The 15,517-nt window shown below is 72.1% G+C and carries 14 protein-coding genes and 1 riboswitch; of the genes, 5 read left to right on the top strand and 9 right to left on the bottom strand.

Translation table 11 applies throughout. The features are described 5' to 3' along the window. Positions 1 to 99 precede the first annotated feature (99 nt). Together ACH0BZ_RS04800 and ACH0BZ_RS04795 are read left to right on the top strand one after the other, a co-directional pair. Positions 100 to 1,365 carry a TerC family protein gene (locus ACH0BZ_RS04800; RefSeq protein ID WP_406896834.1) on the top strand — a complete coding sequence of 422 codons (1,266 nt, stop codon included), beginning with the start codon at positions 100 to 102 and terminating at the stop codon, positions 1,363 to 1,365. A 92-nt stretch (positions 1,366 to 1,457) separates the two neighbouring features. Further along, the gene (locus ACH0BZ_RS04795; RefSeq protein ID WP_406896833.1) at positions 1,458 to 2,726 is read left to right on the top strand and encodes a pyridoxal phosphate-dependent aminotransferase; all 1,269 of its coding nucleotides are present in this window, start codon (positions 1,458 to 1,460) and stop codon (positions 2,724 to 2,726) included. On the opposite strand, the gene ACH0BZ_RS04790 is transcribed toward ACH0BZ_RS04795, so the two are convergent. The 3 genes from ACH0BZ_RS04790 to ACH0BZ_RS04780 form a co-directional block, all read right to left on the bottom strand. Beyond that, positions 2,704 to 3,846 (bottom strand): alpha/beta hydrolase, encoded by a 1,143-nt coding sequence (locus tag ACH0BZ_RS04790; protein ID WP_406896832.1) that lies wholly within the window; start codon positions 3,844 to 3,846, stop codon positions 2,704 to 2,706. The genes ACH0BZ_RS04795 and ACH0BZ_RS04790 overlap by 23 nt on opposite strands. Before the next feature lie 112 nt (positions 3,847 to 3,958). Next, positions 3,959 to 4,453, bottom strand: a complete 495-nt coding sequence (locus ACH0BZ_RS04785; protein ID WP_406896831.1) for a glutathione peroxidase — start codon at positions 4,451 to 4,453, stop codon at positions 3,959 to 3,961. Positions 4,454 to 4,599: 146 nt separating this feature from the next. Beyond that, positions 4,600 to 5,961: an MFS transporter gene (locus ACH0BZ_RS04780; protein WP_406896830.1), complete on the bottom strand. Its 1,362-nt coding sequence runs from the start codon at positions 5,959 to 5,961 to the stop codon at positions 4,600 to 4,602. Between the two features lie 313 nt (positions 5,962 to 6,274). Between ACH0BZ_RS04780 and erm the strand changes: the two genes are divergently transcribed. Next, on the top strand, positions 6,275 to 7,063 hold the full coding sequence (erm, locus tag ACH0BZ_RS04775; RefSeq protein WP_406896829.1) for a 23S ribosomal RNA methyltransferase Erm: 789 nt from the start codon (positions 6,275 to 6,277) through the stop codon (positions 7,061 to 7,063). A 230-nt stretch (positions 7,064 to 7,293) separates the two neighbouring features. On the opposite strand, the gene ACH0BZ_RS04770 is transcribed toward erm, so the two are convergent. After that, positions 7,294 to 7,635, bottom strand: a complete 342-nt coding sequence (locus ACH0BZ_RS04770; protein WP_406896828.1) for a transglycosylase family protein — start codon at positions 7,633 to 7,635, stop codon at positions 7,294 to 7,296. A gap of 315 nt (positions 7,636 to 7,950) precedes the next feature. Continuing rightward, positions 7,951 to 8,048, top strand: a riboswitch (TPP riboswitch). A gap of 35 nt (positions 8,049 to 8,083) precedes the next feature. On the opposite strand from ACH0BZ_RS04770, the gene ACH0BZ_RS04765 reads away from it, so the two are divergent. Together ACH0BZ_RS04765 and ACH0BZ_RS04760 are read left to right on the top strand one after the other, a co-directional pair. Beyond that, on the top strand, positions 8,084 to 8,848 hold the full coding sequence (locus ACH0BZ_RS04765) for a 3-oxoacyl-ACP reductase (protein WP_406896827.1): 765 nt from the start codon (positions 8,084 to 8,086) through the stop codon (positions 8,846 to 8,848). Positions 8,849 to 9,483: 635 nt separating this feature from the next. Next, the gene (locus ACH0BZ_RS04760; RefSeq protein ID WP_406896826.1) at positions 9,484 to 9,846 is read left to right on the top strand and encodes a RidA family protein; all 363 of its coding nucleotides are present in this window, start codon (positions 9,484 to 9,486) and stop codon (positions 9,844 to 9,846) included. Here the strand turns inward: ACH0BZ_RS04760 and ACH0BZ_RS04755 are convergent. From ACH0BZ_RS04755 to ACH0BZ_RS04735, 5 genes are all read right to left on the bottom strand, one after another. Continuing rightward, a complete protein-coding gene (locus ACH0BZ_RS04755; protein WP_406896825.1) occupies positions 9,843 to 10,346 on the bottom strand; it encodes a hypothetical protein in 504 nt (167 codons plus the stop codon). The two genes, ACH0BZ_RS04760 and ACH0BZ_RS04755, sit on opposite strands and share 4 nt — an antisense overlap. 221 nt (positions 10,347 to 10,567) lie before the next feature. Continuing rightward, positions 10,568 to 12,211 (bottom strand): ABC transporter permease, encoded by a 1,644-nt coding sequence (locus tag ACH0BZ_RS04750; RefSeq protein WP_406896824.1) that lies wholly within the window; start codon positions 12,209 to 12,211, stop codon positions 10,568 to 10,570. Further along, entirely contained in the window at positions 12,208 to 13,113 is a 906-nt protein-coding gene (locus ACH0BZ_RS04745) for an ABC transporter ATP-binding protein (RefSeq protein WP_406896823.1), read from the bottom strand. The genes ACH0BZ_RS04750 and ACH0BZ_RS04745 overlap by 4 nt, the downstream gene beginning before the upstream one ends. A 4-nt stretch (positions 13,114 to 13,117) precedes the next feature. Then, entirely contained in the window at positions 13,118 to 13,765 is a 648-nt protein-coding gene (locus ACH0BZ_RS04740; protein WP_406896822.1) for a TetR family transcriptional regulator, read from the bottom strand. Between the two features lie 188 nt (positions 13,766 to 13,953). Continuing rightward, positions 13,954 to 15,441: a protein adenylyltransferase SelO gene (locus ACH0BZ_RS04735; RefSeq protein ID WP_406896821.1), complete on the bottom strand. Its 1,488-nt coding sequence runs from the start codon at positions 15,439 to 15,441 to the stop codon at positions 13,954 to 13,956. Between the last annotated feature and the right edge of the window lie 76 nt (positions 15,442 to 15,517).

Here is a 15,517-nt window from a genome sequence, read left to right as displayed (position 1 = left end):
GGCGCAGCGGTCCGCAGCCCGACCACGGGCGATGCGGGCGGAGAGACTCACGGGGATTCGTCGTCCCCACCTGTCTCGCACGAAAGGATTCCTCCGTTCATGGAGATCACGCCGCTGCTCTGGGGATTCACGATCGCCGCGATCGTGGGCCTGCTGGCCTTTGACTACATCTTCCACGTGCGCAAGGCGCACCTGCCCACGATCCGCGAGGCCGCCGTCTGGTCGGCGATCTACGTGGGCATCGCCCTGCTGTTCGGCCTGCTGTTCTTCGCCGTGGGCGACAGCGCGCACGCCGTCGAGTACTACGCCGGCTACATCACGGAGAAGGCGCTGAGTGTCGACAACCTCTTCGTGTTCCTCGTGATCATGGCGTCGTTCAAGGTGCCGCGCGAGTACCAGCAGAAGGTCCTGCTCTTCGGCATCACCTTCGCGCTCATCACCCGCACGGCGTTCATCCTGCTCGGCGCCGCGATCATCGCGGCCTGGTCCGACGTGTTCTATCTCTTCGGCCTCGCGCTGCTCCTCGTGGCCGGCCAGCAGCTCAAGGGCGAGATGACCGGCGGCGACGACGACAAGGACGCCGCGGACAACATCATGGTCCGCGCGGCCAAGAAGGTCCTCCCCGCCTCCGACGAGTACCACGGCGACAAGCTCTTCGCCCGCATCGACGGCAAGCGCGTGCTCACCCCGATGCTGCTGGTCATGGTGGCGATCGGCGCCACCGACCTGCTGTTCGCGTTCGACTCGATCCCCGCGATCTTCGGCCTCACGCAGGAGCCGTACATCGTCTTTGCCGCCACCGCCTTCTCGCTCATGGGCCTGCGGCAGCTGTACTTCCTCATCGACGGCCTGCTCGACCGGCTCGTCTACCTGTCCTACGGGCTGGCGGCCATCCTCGGGTTCATCGGCGTCAAGCTGATCCTGCACGCGCTGCACGAGAACAACCTGGGGTTCATCAACGACGGCGAGAACGTGCCCGTCGCCGAGATCCCCACCACGATCTCGCTCATCGTGATCATGGTGATCCTCGCGATCACCGTGGCGCTCTCCCTGCTCAGCCCCAAGGGCCAGGCGCTGCGGGCACTGCAGAACGCCGAGCGCTACTCGTTCCGCTACTCCAAGCTCGTCGAGCGCGAGGACGTCTCCGACGCCGACCGCGAGCGCGCCGAGGAGCTCATGGACACCTGGACGCGCAAGGCCGAAGACGTCGCGCCCAAGTACCGCGACGAGCTGCTCGACCATAAGGACAGGTACTCCGAGATCATCCGGGCCGCGCACGAGACGCGGCTGAGCTCCGCCCGCGCCTCGGGCCGCGATGCCGGCGAATCCGAGAAGATCGTCGAGCAGCAGGGGCCCACCGTCTGACGCACCCGGCGCGGCGGGCCTTGAAAGTGGTCTCTCAGAACTGACGGAAGTGGACCTTCCTGACGCTCCACTTCTCCGGTGTCCTGGGAGGCATGCACACCTACCGCCAGTCCCGCCGGCTCCGCGACGTCCGCTACGACGTGCGCGGCCCGGTCCTCACCGAGGCGATGCGCCTGGAGTCCGCCGGGCACGACGTGCTCCGGCTCAACCTGGGCAACATGTATCCCTTCGGTCTCCACGCCCGTGAGGAGATCGTCGACGCCGTGGTGCGCGCCATCCGGCCCGCCGAGGCCTACTCGGATTCGCGCGGTATCCGGCCCGCCCGCGAGGCCGTCGCCGAGTACTACCTGCGGTGCGGCGTCGATGGGATCACCGCGGACCAGGTGTTCCTCGGCAACGGGGTGAGCGAGCTCATCACGCTCGTCCTGCAGGCGCTCGTGGACCCGGGCGACGAGATCCTGGTGCCCGCGCCGGACTACCCCACGTGGACCGGCGCGGTGAACCTCACCGGCGGCGTGCCCGTTCACTACCTCGCCGACGAGGCGAACGGCTGGAACCCCTCGCTCGCGGACATCGAGGCCAAGGTCACCCCGCGGACCAGGGCGCTGGTCCTGATCAACCCCAACAACCCCACGGGCGCGGTGTACAGCGCCGAGACCGTCCGTGGCATGGCCGACATCGCCCGCCGACACGGGCTGATCCTGCTCAGCGACGAGATCTACGAGAAGTTGATCTTCGGCGACGCCGTCCACCACCACGCGGCGCTCGCCGCGGGCGAGGACGTGCTCTGCCTGACCTTCGGCGGCCTGTCCAAGGCGTACCGCGTGTGCGGCTTCCGCGCCGGGTGGCTCGCCGTGACCGGACCGCTCGGCGCCGCCGCCGACCTACTCGAGGGCATCACCCTGCTGAGCAACATGCGGGTGTGCTCCAACGTGCCCGGCCAGCACGCCATCCCGGTGGCGCTGGCGGAGGACTCGCCGTGGACCGACGACGAGGTGATCGACCCCGGCGGCCGGATCGAACGCCAGTTGGCCCTGACCGCGGAGCGGCTCGAAGAGATCCCCGGCGTGAGCTGCGTGGCCCCGCGCGGAGCGCTGTACTGCTTCCCCCGGCTGGACCGCGAGCTGTTCGGCATCGACTCCGATGAGGAACTGGTCCTGGACCTGCTTCGCTCCGAGCGGATCCTCGTCACGCACGGCAGCGGCTTCAACTGGCCCGAGCCGGACCATTTCCGGATCGTGTGCCTGCCCGACGCCGAGGTGCTCGACCGCGCGGTCGACGCGATCGGCAGCTACCTCGGGCGGCGGGCGGAGGCCGTGGCCGGGCGTTCGCGCGTGCTCAGCCCTGCAGCGCCGGCTTGATGTAGTTGAACCCGTCGTCGAACTTCTCGAGGAAGGTGTTCCAGTTGTGCAGGCCGGTGTCGGCGTACTCGGCCAAGTGGTCGATATCCTTCGCCTTGAGCACACGCTCGAAGTCCTTGGTGCCCTCGAGGACGCCGCGCTCGAGCACGATCCCGACCGGGATCGCGGCGGGGTCGCTGTACGCGGTGAGGTCGTCCGCACCGATCTCACCGTTGGCGGCATTGAAGTACACCTTCTTGCCGCGGAGCCCCTCCGGGTGCGCGATGGTGTCGTTCTCGCGCCAGCGCTCGCTGCGGAACGGGCCCCACATGTTCTGCACGTCGCCGCCGCGGGTCTCCACGGTGAGACGGATGGTCTGGTAACCGAGCTGGTCCATGGTCGAGTAGTAGCCGCTGAAGGACATGACGGCGTCGTAGAGGTCGTGGGTCGCCGCGAGGTGCATGGCGGCCTGGCCACCCATGGAGATGCCGCCGATGCCGTTCTTGCCGTTGGTCGCGAGCTTGGCCTCGACGATGTCGGGCAGCTCCTCGGTGAGGAAGGTCTCCCACTTGTTGCGGCCGAGCGTCGGGTCGTCCTGCTCCCAGTCCGTCCAGTACGCGGCGTACGCCCGCGTCGGGGTCACCACATGGACGTCCTCGAACGCCTCACGCTTATCGATCTTGGCCCTGCTCTTGAAGCCGGAGGTGGCCGGCGAGTCGACCCCGTCGAGCATGTAGAGCACCGGCGCCGGTCTCTCGCCACGGGAGGGGACGACCTCCACGACGACCTCGCGCTGCATGGCGGCGGAGTTGATGTACCAGTACTCGTAGGAACCGCTCTTCTCTGCACGGAGGAACGTGGTCTCGGTGATCGACTCGTCGACCTCGCTCGGGGTGCCGTGGAGCGGGCTCGAGGAACCGGCCCCGATGAGCGGGACGTCCGCCGAGCCCACGGACCCCAGGAGGTCGGCGGTCGAGCCGACCGGCAGCGAGCCGGCGATCTCGACGATCGTCTCGGGGTCGAGGCCGAGCGAGGCGGGGTCGAGGTCGTCGCTCTGGGCCGGCGCCGGGGCGGCGGAGCCGAGGACGAGGGCGGCGGCGAGGGCGCCGGCGGTGGCCAGGCGGCTGCGGCGGATGGACATGTTGCTCCCAGGGTCGGGCGGAGTACCGCGCATTATGTTACTGACGGGTCACACACCGGCACAATTCTTCACCTCTGCCGATCTCTGTTCTGCCAGGTGAGCGGCCCGGAGGTCAGCCCCGCAGTGCGTCCTCCACGGCGCCTCTCAGCTTCTCCGGCTTCCGGTTGGGCCCGAAGCGGGCGACCACCGTGCCGTCGCGCCCCACGAGGAACTTGGTGAAGTTCCACGTGATCCGCCCACCCAGCAGACCGGACTTCTGGCCCTTGAGCCAGCGGTACAACGGGTGCGCGCCGGAGCCGTTGACCTCGATCTTGGAGAACATCGGGAACTCCACACCGTAGTTGCGCTCGCAGAACACGCCGATCTGCTCGTCGCTGCCGGGCTCCTGGTGCGCGAACTGGTCGCAGGGGAAGCCCAGCACCACCAGGCCGCGGTCGCGATATTGCTCGTACAGCTCCTGCAGACCCCGGTACTGCGGCGTGAACCCGCACTTGCTGGCGGTGTTGACCACCAGGACGACCCGGCCGGCGTACTCGGCGAGGTCCTGCTCGACCCCGTCCAGGCGGCGGGCCCGGAAATCTCCGAGGGTGGTCTGTTCCGCGGTCATGTGGCCTCCTCGTCGTCGCCCGTGCCGTTGTCACGGTCACTTCATCATGCACTCGCACCCTGGAACCATGGAGGCAGAAGGAGACAGCTTCTCGGCGGAGACCCGCGGGCCACATGCCCTCGGCGAGGTCGCCGGGCGGCGTCCGGTCAACCGTTGGAGCCGCTGCGCGCGCGGCCCGAGACCTCCGGCATCCGCAGGCCCGACGCGGCGCCCACGAACCCCAGCGCGGCGAGGAACACCAGTGCCCACTGGGCGCCCGCGAGTGCGATGAGCGAGCTGATCCCGCCCACGGCCAGCAGGATGATCCCCATCGCCGAGTTGGACACGGCGACGTAGGTGGTCCGCAGGTCGCCCTCCGCCACGTCCACGACGTAGGTCTTGCGTCCCACCCGCACGCCGGAGTGCAGCAGCGTGAGCACGAAGTAGCCGGCGACGAAGAACGCGGTGCCGGCGGCGGAGCCACCGTCGAAGGCCGGGAGGGAGACGACGGCGACGATGATCACCGCGACCGCCGACGCCGCCGCGGCGGCCCACCCCATGAGCAGCCTGCTCGACCGGTCGGCGAGCCGGCCGAAGATCCGGCCCCCGAGGAGCGAGGCGATGCCGGAGGCGAGGATGAACCCGCCCAGGCCGGCCAGTGCCCCGGTTCCCGCGCCCACGGACATCGAGACGAGGAACGGCGGGCTGAGGGACGACACGAGGATCAACCCGCGCACGGTGACGAAGCGGCGGAAGGTGGCGTCCTCACGGAACAGCCGTATCACCTCGCCGAACCAGGATCCGCCCGCGTCGTCGTCACTTCCCTCCCGGCCCTGGCCCGCCGCCGCTGCCTCCTCCCCCGGCTCGGTGACCTGCGCGTACACCGTGGCCGAGAGCACCCACAGCAGCGCGCCGGCGGTCAGCAGGAGCGCGAGGAAGCCGGGTCGCAGGTCGTCCCCGCCCAGCACCCGGATACCCAGGCCCAAGGTGACGGCGACGAGGCCCGCCGCCGAGGTGGCCAGGCCGATGATCTGGCCGCGCTCGCCGGAGGGGATCGTGCGGCCCTGGACGTCCTTGGACGCGATCGAGCACAGGCAGCGGCCGAGCGAGAACACCACGAGCGCCGTGAGGATCCCAATGCCGGCGGGGAGGCCGTGGCCGAGCGCGGCGATCGCCGCCATTACCGCCACCGCGGCGGCTTGGACGCCGGCGCCGGCCACGAACACCCACTTGCGGTGCCGCACCCGCAATACGAGCGGAGTGAGGAAGGCCTGCGGGAGCATCGACAGCGACTCCCGGACCGGTACCAGCAGGCCGACGAGCGCCGCCGGGACACCGAGGGCATGGAAGAGCCACGGCAGGACCGTGGAGGCGTTGACCGTCTGGTCGCCGGAGGACTGCAGCGTGTTGGCCGTGACGAGGCGCAGCCCGTTGCGGGGGATGTCCCGCTCGACCCGCTCCGGAAGGTCGCCCGCACGCGAGCCCTCGCGACGGACGAGGGCGGAGTAGACGGACTCGGCGGTGCTCACCCTGTGGAGGGTAGTCGTCTTCTCGGACACCTCATCCGGTTGGAGGGCCCGCGACGCGGCGGCCAATGCCGTACCGCGCCGCCATCCGCTCCAGCTTCTGCCCGCGGACGTCGCGGACCAGCTCGTCTCGCTGATCCAACGCCGCCGCCGGTGCTACTCTCCTCTCATGTTGATCACCGGAGTCGGCTCACTGCGGCTGCGTTCCAGCCGCTAAGGCGGCGGACCACTTCTCACGGTCTCTCCGCCCCGGTTCCCCGGCCGGGCGGCTCTCCGGCATGCCCGGCTCCCGACACCTCTCGCGGAGCGATCAACGATGCCCACGCATTCCCACGGCCGGCACGAACACGGCCAGAACTTCCTCACCGACCCACACGTCATCGCCGACATGGTCTCTCGCGTCGCGGAGACCGCCGGCCCGATCGTCGAGATCGGCCCCGGCGACGGCGCGCTGACCACGCCACTGCTCGACCTCGGCCGCCCCACGACGGCCGTAGAGATCGATGGCCGGCTCGCCGCGCGGTTGCACCGCCGGTTCGGCGACCGACTCGTCGTCATACACACCGACGCGCTGCGGTACCTCCTCCCCGCCACACCGCACGTCGTGGTGGGCAACCTGCCCTTCCACCTCACCACCGCGCTGTTGCGGCGGCTCCTCCACGCACCGGGCTGGACCGACGCGGTCCTGCTCGTCCAGTGGGAGGTGGCGCGGCGCAGGGCGGGGGTAGGCGGCGCCACCATGATGACGGCCCAGTGGGCGCCGTGGGTCGAGTTCACCCTCGGGCGACGCGTCCCGTCCGCGGCGTTCAGGCCGCGCCCCGGGGTCGACGGCGGGATCCTGGTCATGCACCGGCGGGCGCAGCCGCTCGTGGCACCCGACGAACGCAAGCGCTACCAGACCATGGTGCACCGCGTCTACACGGGTAGAGGCCGCGGCATCGCGGAGATCCTCGTCCGCACCCGTCTGGCCTCCCGGCCCCGGGAGGCCCACGCGTGGTGCCGGCGGGTCGGTGCCGCGCCGGGCTCGCTCCCCGGCCGGCTCACCGTGGAGCAGTGGGTGGACCTGTTCGAGACGACGGGGACGTCGCCACCGCGCGACAGGTGACGGCCGCGGCTGCTGCCGTCGGCCCCGTGACGAAGCGACGCGCGCACAACAGACGGAGGCAGCGGCCAGCGCGACCCTGGCTCATGGGCGAAAACCCGGGCAACTCCCTGGAATAGCGCGCCCACGTTCACGACCGGCTGGGCACGACCGCCACCGACGACGTGGTGGCCAGGAGCGGGCGCTCCTCCTGCCCCTCGCCCGGGCGGGCGGGATTTCGTGACCGGCCGTGATCAGTGCAGCGGACCGCCGCAGTTGGGCCAGGCGCCGGCACCCTGACCGGCGAGCACGCGCTCACCGATCTCGATCTGCTGCTCGCGCGAGGCCTGGTCGGCGGTCGGGGCGTACTGGTCGCCACCGAAGCCGGTCCACGTCTGGGCGGCGAACTGCAGGCCGCCGTAGTAGCCGTTGCCCGTGTTGATGTGCCAGTCCCCGCCGGACTCACACTGCGCCACCTGGTCCCAGGCGGCCGGGCTCGCGGCCTCGGCGACGGGCGTGCCGGCCGTGGCGCCGCCGGCGGCCACACCTCCGGCGAGGAACGCGCCGGCGAGGATCTGAACGGTCTTCTGCTGCATACTTCGCGGACCTCCTACGAAGGTCTCGGGGTAGTGCTTCGGACCCGGACGACCCTAGGAGCGGCGGGGAGGGGGGATGCAAGCCGCGGGGCCGCTCGGATCGCGTCCTGCCGGGTCCCGCGGAGCCGCCCGACGCGGCGAATCGCCAGCGCACCCCTCGGATCACCACCCGATCCGCGCGCGGGGAAACCCCGGCATGAGGTCGGTCACACCCGACGTGCCGCCCCCACGGCGGCGCCGCGGGGCCCGCGCCGTGCCAGCCGACGCTGATCGTGGAACAGCGGCCGCCGGGCTGAGCCCGCCCTGGCTATGGTGGTCCGTGACACGGGGTGCCGCCCAGCCGGGCGGCTGAGATCACACCCGTCGAACCTGATCCGGGTCGTGCCGGCGAAGGGATGTCGAGGCGATGCCCGTGCCCCCTGCCCGCCCCGGACGGAAAGTGGGAGACATGCGTATCGACGAGCAGATCGTTCTGGTCACCGGCGGGGCCCGTGGGCTCGGCGCCGCTATCGTGCGGGCCTTCGCCCGCGAGGGCGCGCGGGTCGTCGTCAACTACCATCGCAGCGCAGACGCGGCCGCCGCGCTGGTCGCGGAGGTCGGCGAGGACCGGGCCGTGGCGGTGCAGGCCGATGTGACCGACGACGACGAGGTCCGCCGCCTGTTCACCGAGGCGCGCGAGCGGTTCGGCGCCCCGGTCACCACCGTGGTGAACAACGCGCTGGTGGATTTCTCGTTCAACGGCGACGCCCGGCCCTCCGTCGAGGACATCCGCTGGGAGGACTTCGACGCGCAGCTGCGCGGGGCGCTCAAGGCCACGATGTCCACGACGCAGGCGGCCCTGCCCGGCATGCGGGAGGCCGGCTACGGGCGGATCGTCTCGATCGGCACCAACCTGGTCCAGCATCCCGTGGTGCCGTACCACGACTACACGGCCGCCAAGGCCGCCGCGCTAGGGCTGACGCGCACGCTGGCCACCGACCTGGGGCTGGACAACATCACGGTGAACATGGTCTCGGGCGGGCTGCTCCGCACCACCGACGCGAGCGCGGCCACTCCCGAGGAGGTGTTCGACCTCATCGCCTCCGGCACGCCGCTGCGGCGCGCCACCGAGCCGGCCGAGCTCGCCGACGCGGTGGTGTTCTTCGCCTCCCCGTGGGCGCGTGCGGTGACGGGACAGAACCTCATCGTGGACGGCGGCCTGGTCAAGGGCTGACCGGCGCCGGGGGCGACCGCCGCCCCTCGTCGTCATCCGGAGGCTCCGGGTTTTCGCTCACTCGCGCACCCCTCGGACGTGACCTCGCCGCACCCTGTGCCACACGCGCACCAGGAGCGCCACACACGCGGCCCGGATCAGCACCCGGCCACCGGTGCCCGCCACCGGAGTGCGCGAATCGGGCTCTCCCCGGTGTGCGAATCGGAATGCCGATCCGGTCTCGCACAGCATGTGGGCGGGTTTCGCTCACATCGTGCGGCTCGGCCGGCGTGTGGCGCCGCCGGACTCCCGCGCCGCCCGGCGTGTCTGCGCCCCCACCTGCAACGACGCGAGCCGGCCGCAGCCGGGGCGCCGCGGGAGGGGTGCGCGAGTGAGCGAATCCCCCGAGCATCACGGAGAACACCCCGCCGGCCGCACCGTGCTGTGGCTGGACATCGCGCTTGAGGCCGGCGACGGCCCCGGCGCCGTCACACCACCGAGCCGATGAGCAGGCTCGCCGCCCCCAGCGCCGCGGTCACCGCGCCCACCATGTTGACCAGCACCACGCCGCCGACGGGGCCGGAGATCACGATCTCGGTGACACTCATCCCGCGCACCCTCCTCCCCGACCGCAGGGGTGACCTACGGTGGGAGGCATGACCGCCCCCGACTCCCAGCATCCTTACAGCCCCGCGTTCCGGAGCGGCAACCACGTCTTTGTCTCCGGCGCCCTGTCCGTGGACCTCGACTTCCAGCCCGTCGAGGGCCGCCACGAGGCCCTCGCGGCGGCGTTCGAGCGGATGACCGAGCGACTGGCCACCGTGGGGGCGACGCCAGACGACGTCGTCAAACTCACCTACTTCGTCACCGACATCACCCTCCGCGAGGAGGCCAACGAGCAGTTCCTCGAGGTGTTCTCCGAGCCGCGGCCCGCCCGGACCTTCGTGGGCGTGTCCGACCTGCCCTACGGCTCGACGGTCGAGATCGACGCGATCGCCGTGATGGAGGCCGGCTCCTAGTCCGCGGGCGGGAAGCAGCTCGAGCCGGCCGAGGTACCGACGCTCGTCGGAGTCACGGCCACCTCGACGCGGTCCGCGTCGAGGTTGCGGAACACCAGGGTGCGTTCGGCGTCGGCGGCGGGCTGCTCCTCGGCGAGCGTGTAGCCGTGGCGCTGCGCGGCCTGTTCCACGCGGGGCGCGAGCGCGTCCCAGTCCCGGGCGAAGCTCGGCGACTCCAGCCAGATGGCGCCGAAGTCGTATCCCACGCGCTCGCCGCGGCCACCCTCCTCACAGGGTCCGTAGTCGTCGCCGGCGACCAGGGTGCGGCTGGCCTCGGCATCGTGCGCGGTGAGCGTGCCCACGATCTCGGTGACCGAGGCGTTGACCTCCCGCTTGACCGCGTCGGTGGGGCGGGCGTCGGAGTCGAGGACGGGCAGCGGCGCCTCCGCCGCCGAGCACCCGGCCACCGCCAGCGCTACCAGCGCGAGCCCCGCGGCGGGGGCCGTCCGTCGTGCGCGCACCTGTCTCCTCTCCGGCCGTAGAGCGAGCCCGGGCCGGGCCGTCGCGGCGCACACCCTACCCAGACCGGGACGGTCCCCGTCGAGCCGCGACCCGCCACGGGCGTGGAATGTGAAGCAGCTCACGACCCCTATGGTCGATCGGAGGGGCCATCATCCCGGGCCGCTCTCGGCCGGGCTCTGAGCAGCGGCGGCACAGAGGCGGCGGGGGAGGCGCGGCCGCCTCACCCGCCGATCTGCCGGCGCCGCATCCCGGCCAGGCCGATCGCCACGGCGAGCGCGGCAACGGCCGTGACGGCCAGGAAGGGCGCGGGTGCGAACTCCTCGACCGGCACGTCGGAAAGGTGGTACAGCGGCGAGAGCGCCTGCACCTGCTCGGGCAGGTCGAGGAGCGTCGCGAAGACCGTCACCACACCGGTGAGCGCGACCAGCGCCCAGCCCACCGGCGCGGCGAGCCGCGGCGCCCAGGCGAACAGCGCCACGCACGCACCGAGGACGGCCAGGGGCGCCGGGATCGTGGCCAGGTGCGAGATCAGCACGTCGCCCACGACCCCGCCGTCGCCCATGACCGCGGCGGCCGCCAGTCCCGTGCCGAGGCCGGTCGCCGCGGTGACGAGCACCACCCCGGCGGCCACGACCAGCGCGTGTGAGGCCGGCCAGGCGACCCGACCCACGCCCGTGGCCAGCACCAGCTCGGCCCGCCCACGGGCCTCCTCCTCGCGGAGCGACTGCACGGCGTAGACCGCGTACGCGGCCACCATGATCGCGACGAACTTCCCGAGGAACGCCACGTAGCCGTCGAGGAGCCCCTGGGTACCGAACATCTCTCGGAGCTCGGGGGGCATGCCGTCGGCCGCCCCGAGCATCTCCTGGGCGAACGCGCCGTCCACCACGCCCACGGCCACGATGGCCGCGCCCCAGGCCAGGAGGGCGCCGCGCTGGAGCCGGGCGGCCAGGCCGACCGGCGTGCCCAGCGCGCGGCCCGCGTGCGGCGGCCCGGGCCGCGGGGCGACGGCGCCGGCGCCGAAGTCGCGGCGGGCGAGCAGCAGGTAGGAGGCGGCGACGGTGACGACGGCGAGGCCGACGAGCAGCGCGAGGGGCGCCCACCGGTCGTGGACGTACGGGGCGGTCTGCGCGGCCCACCCCAGCGGAGAGGCCCACGACAACGCGGTGCCCCCGACCGCCGCCATGTCGCCGAGGGCGCGGAGGACAAAGGCGGCGCCGAGGACGATCCCCGCCATGCCGGCCGCAGTGCGCGAGAACTCGCTGAGCTGCGCCGTGACGGCGGCGATGCCGGCGAAGGCCAGGCCGGTGAGGGCGGTGGACAGGCCCACGAGGACCGACCCGCCGGCCGCGAAGCCGGTGGCCAGGCACATCCCGGCCACCACGACGAACGCCCCGGCGTTGGCGAGCACGGCGACCAGCAGCGCCGCGGTGAGCGCGGAGTTCCGGCCGGTGACGTTGGCGCGGATGAGCTCGGCGCGGCCGGACTGCTCCTCGAGCCGGGTGTGGCGAGTGACGAGCAGAATGCTCATCAGGGCCGCGAGCAGGAAGAGGTAGAGGGCGTAGCCGCTCGCGAAGAGCCGCTCGTACGTGGGGGCGTCCATGCCGAAGGCCGGTCCGGTGAACATGCGGCCGACGGGCTGGCTGAACAGCGGGGCCAGCGCCTGCAGGTCCTCGGGCTCGGGCGCCAGCGTGGGCAGCGCCGCGCCCACGTAGAGCACGTACAGGCCCAGGCCCGCGAGCCAGGCCGGCAGCGTGATCCGGTCCCGGCGGAGGAAGAAGCGGATGAGCGTGCCGGTGCCGGCCAGCCCGGTGCCCACCGTCGCGGTCTGCGCTGGTGCGATTCGCGCGGCCGCGGTGCTCATCGGGCTGCCTCCGGGGCGTCGCCGTAGTGGCGGATGAGGAGCTGCTCGAGCGTGGGCGGGTGGGCGACGAGCGAGCGCACGCCGAGGGGTGCCAGCGCTCGGACGGCGTGGTCCACCCGGTCGCCGTCCACCTGGAAGTGGACCTCGCCGTGCTCGGCCCGCACGTCGTGCACCCCGGGCGTGGCCGCGAGCCCGTCCCACGGCCCGTCGAGGCGGGCGACCATCGTGGTGCGGGTCATGTGCCGCATGTCCTCGAGGCTGCCGGACTCGACGGTGCTGCCCTGCCGGATGATCGAGACGCGGTCGGCGAGCGCCTCGACCTGCGCGAGGATGTGGCTCGAGAGCAGCACCGTCCGGCCCTCGTCCCGGGCCTCGCGGATCACCTGCTGGAACTCCACCTCCATGAGCGGGTCGAGTCCGGAGGTCGGCTCGTCGAGCAGCAGCAGTTCGACGTCCGAGGTGAGCGCCGAGATCAGCGCCGCCTTCTGGCGGTTGCCCTTGGAGTAGGTGCGCGACTTCTTGGTGGGGTCCAGCCCGAAGCGCTCGCAGAGCGCGTCCCGGCGGGTGCGGTCGAGGGGGCCGCGGAGTCGGGCGAGCAGGTCGATCACCTCGCCGCCGGTGAGGTTCGGCCACAGCGCGACGTCGCCGGGCACGTAGGCGAGTCGGCGGTGCAGCGCCACGGCGTCGGCCCAGGGGTCGCCGCCGAGCAGGCGCACCTCGCCGGCGTCGGGGCGCAGCAGCCCCAGCAGGACGCGGATCGCGGTGGACTTGCCGGCGCCGTTGGGCCCGAGGAAGCCGTGGACCTCGCCGGGTGCCACCTCGAGGTCGAGGCCGTCGAGGGCCCGGGTGGTGCCGAAGGTCTTGACCACCCCCCGGGCGGAGATCACGGGTGCGTCCGTCATGGGATCAGCGCTCCTCTACGTTCGTGGTGTCGAACAGTCGCGTGAACTGCTCGTAGGCGCCCTGCTCGAGGAGTCCGTGCGTGAACAGTTCCATGGTCGGCCGCAGGTACGGCGCGAGGTTCTCGGGGCCGGGGTCGTCGGCGAGCAGGTCCACGCCCAGCAGGCGGTGCATGTGCTCGTGCAGGACGAGGGTCCCGAGCGACCACAGCACCAGGGTCACCACGCGCTCGCGCGGGACGGCGCTGGGCTTGAAGATCCCCTCCTCGACGCCGCGGGCGGTGTACTCCTCGGCGTCGGCGACCATCTGGTCGACGAGCTCGTCGACGTGCTCCCCGCCCTCGGTGAGGGTGCGGACGAAGTAGCGCAGCAGCGGTCGGCCGTCCTCGATCTTTCGCAGCGCCATGAGCGGGTCGAGTTGCGGCCCGGCGTCGATCGAGTCCTCCTTGCTCCGGCGCAGGAGCCGGGCCGCATGGGCGTCGCACGCGCGGCGCAGGCCGTCCTTGCTGCCGAAGTGATGGACGATGAGCGCCTGCGAGACCCCGGCCTCGGCGGCGATCTCCTTGAGGCTCGTCGCGGCGACGCCCCGGTCGCCGAAGCGCACGAGCGCCGCGTCGAGGATCCGTTCGGCCCCGCCCTTGCGTTCTCCCTGCACATCGACCCCTTCGCCATGCTGATTGAATACTCGGTCAGTTTAGGTGCTGACTGACCATTCGGTCAATGGCGGCCGCGGAAGGTTGGCGGCGGCCCGCCCCGCTCTTCGGCGTCGGCTCGGCCTGCGAGTTCGCCCCCGGGTGCAACGCGATCGGCATCGTCCCCTGAGCCACGCCGCCACGCGGGGCGTCAGGTCCCGCAGTAGGTGACGTGCGGCGCGCCACCGGGCGGCGCGGGGCGGGCGTAACGCTCGAGCCCCGGCCGCTCGGTGTAGGGATCGGTGACGACGACGAGGAGCTCCTCGAACGGCCCGAGGTCGCCCGCCGTGGCCGCGTCCAACGCCTCCTCCACGAGGTGGTTGCGCGGGATGTAGACCGGGTTCGCGCGCTCCATCACGCGCGCGTCCGGGGAGAGCGCGCGCCACCGCCGCGCCCAGTCGCCGAAGCCGTCCTCGACATCCGTCGTGTCGCCGCGTGCCACCTCGGTGAGTCGGCGGAAGAACAGCGTGTGGTCCGGGTGGTGCTCGGCCAGCTTCTCCGCGAGGGCGTCGATGAGCGGTCGCGCCACCTCGTCGTCGACCTCCTCCCCCAGCCCGAGCTTGCGCCGCATGCCCGCGGTCCACGCCGCGGTGTAGTGCGCCGGGAAGGTCTCGAGCTCGGCGGTGAGCAGGCGGATGGCCTCCTCCTGGTTCTCGTGGACCAGGGGCAGCAGGGTCTCGGCGAAGCGGGCGAGGTTCCACTGCATGACCGGCGGCTGGGCTCCATAGGCGTAGCGGCCCTGGGTGTCGATCGAGCTGAACACCGTCCGCGGGTCCACCTCCTCCATGAAGGCACACGGGCCGTAGTCGATCGTCTCGCCGGAGATCGTGGTGTTGTCCGTGTTCATGACCCCGTGGACGAACCCCACGTGCATCCAGCGCGCCACCAGCTCGGCCTGGGCGGTGAGCACCGCGGCGAACAGGGCGAGGTAGGGGTTATCGGCGCCGGCGGCGTGGGGGTGGTGACGGGCGATGGCGTGGTCGGCCAGGCGGCGCAGCAGGTCGTCGTCGCCGTCCTCACCCGCCGCGAGCGCCCTCGCGTACTGGAACGTGCCCACGCGCAGGTGGCTCGACGCCACGCGGGCCAGGACGGCGCCGGGCAGCATCGTCTCGCGGACCACCGGCGTGCCCGTGGCCACCACTGCCAGCGAGCGGGTGGTGGGGATGCCGAGGGCGTGCATCGCCTCGCTGACGACGAACTCGCGCAGCATCGGGCCGACCGCCGCGAGGCCGTCTCCGCCGCGCGCGAACGGCGTGCGGCCCGAGCCCTTGAGGTGCAGGTCGCGCAGTCCGGGCAGGCTCTCCTCACCCGTCCGGCCCTCGTCACCCCGGGCGGTGAGTTCGCCGAGCAGCAGCGCGCGGCCGTCGCCGAGCCGCGGCGAGTATCCGCCGAACTGGTGGCCGGCGTAGGCCTGGGCCACTGGCCGCGCACCGTCGGGCACCGCGTTGCCCACGAGGAACCGGGCGCCGTCGGCGCCGCGCAGCGCTGCGGGGTCCAGCCCCAGCTCGGCGGCCAGCGGCTCGTTGAGCACGAGCAGCCGCGGCTCGGCCACCTCCGCGGCGGTCCAGGGCAGTGCCAGCTCGGGGAACTCATCGGCGTACCGGGCGCCGAGCGTCGGGGCGGTCGGCGAGGAGGTCATGCCCCGACCATACGGACGCGAGCCGAACACGCGACCGTGGGAAGAAGGGCGCCCATGTGTGACCCCGGCACCGTTA

The organism is Dietzia sp. 179-F 9C3 NHS (assembly GCF_045369825.1).
In the GTDB taxonomy this organism is placed as follows: domain Bacteria; phylum Actinomycetota; class Actinomycetes; order Mycobacteriales; family Mycobacteriaceae; genus Dietzia.
The sequence above is the reverse complement of the archived record's forward strand: the minus strand, read 5'-3'. Positions and strand labels throughout refer to the sequence as shown.

Bases quoted from the DNA above. Each gene is read 5' to 3' on its own strand.
- ACH0BZ_RS04800 (WP_406896834.1), top strand. From the start codon at position 100: ATGGAGATCACGCCGCTGCTCTGGGGATTCACGATCGCCGCGATCGTG.
- ACH0BZ_RS04795 (WP_406896833.1), top strand. From the start codon at position 1,458: ATGCACACCTACCGCCAGTCCCGCCGGCTCCGCGACGTCCGCTACGAC.
- ACH0BZ_RS04790 (WP_406896832.1), bottom strand. From the start codon at position 3,846: ATGTCCATCCGCCGCAGCCGCCTGGCCACCGCCGGCGCCCTCGCCGCC.
- ACH0BZ_RS04785 (WP_406896831.1), bottom strand. From the start codon at position 4,453: ATGACCGCGGAACAGACCACCCTCGGAGATTTCCGGGCCCGCCGCCTG.
- erm (WP_406896829.1), top strand. From the start codon at position 6,275: ATGCCCACGCATTCCCACGGCCGGCACGAACACGGCCAGAACTTCCTC.
- ACH0BZ_RS04770 (WP_406896828.1), bottom strand. From the start codon at position 7,635: ATGCAGCAGAAGACCGTTCAGATCCTCGCCGGCGCGTTCCTCGCCGGA.
- ACH0BZ_RS04765 (WP_406896827.1), top strand. From the start codon at position 8,084: ATGCGTATCGACGAGCAGATCGTTCTGGTCACCGGCGGGGCCCGTGGG.
- ACH0BZ_RS04760 (WP_406896826.1), top strand. From the start codon at position 9,484: ATGACCGCCCCCGACTCCCAGCATCCTTACAGCCCCGCGTTCCGGAGC.
- ACH0BZ_RS04750 (WP_406896824.1), bottom strand. From the start codon at position 12,211: ATGAGCACCGCGGCCGCGCGAATCGCACCAGCGCAGACCGCGACGGTG.
- ACH0BZ_RS04745 (WP_406896823.1), bottom strand. From the start codon at position 13,113: ATGACGGACGCACCCGTGATCTCCGCCCGGGGGGTGGTCAAGACCTTC.
- ACH0BZ_RS04735 (WP_406896821.1), bottom strand. From the start codon at position 15,441: ATGACCTCCTCGCCGACCGCCCCGACGCTCGGCGCCCGGTACGCCGAT.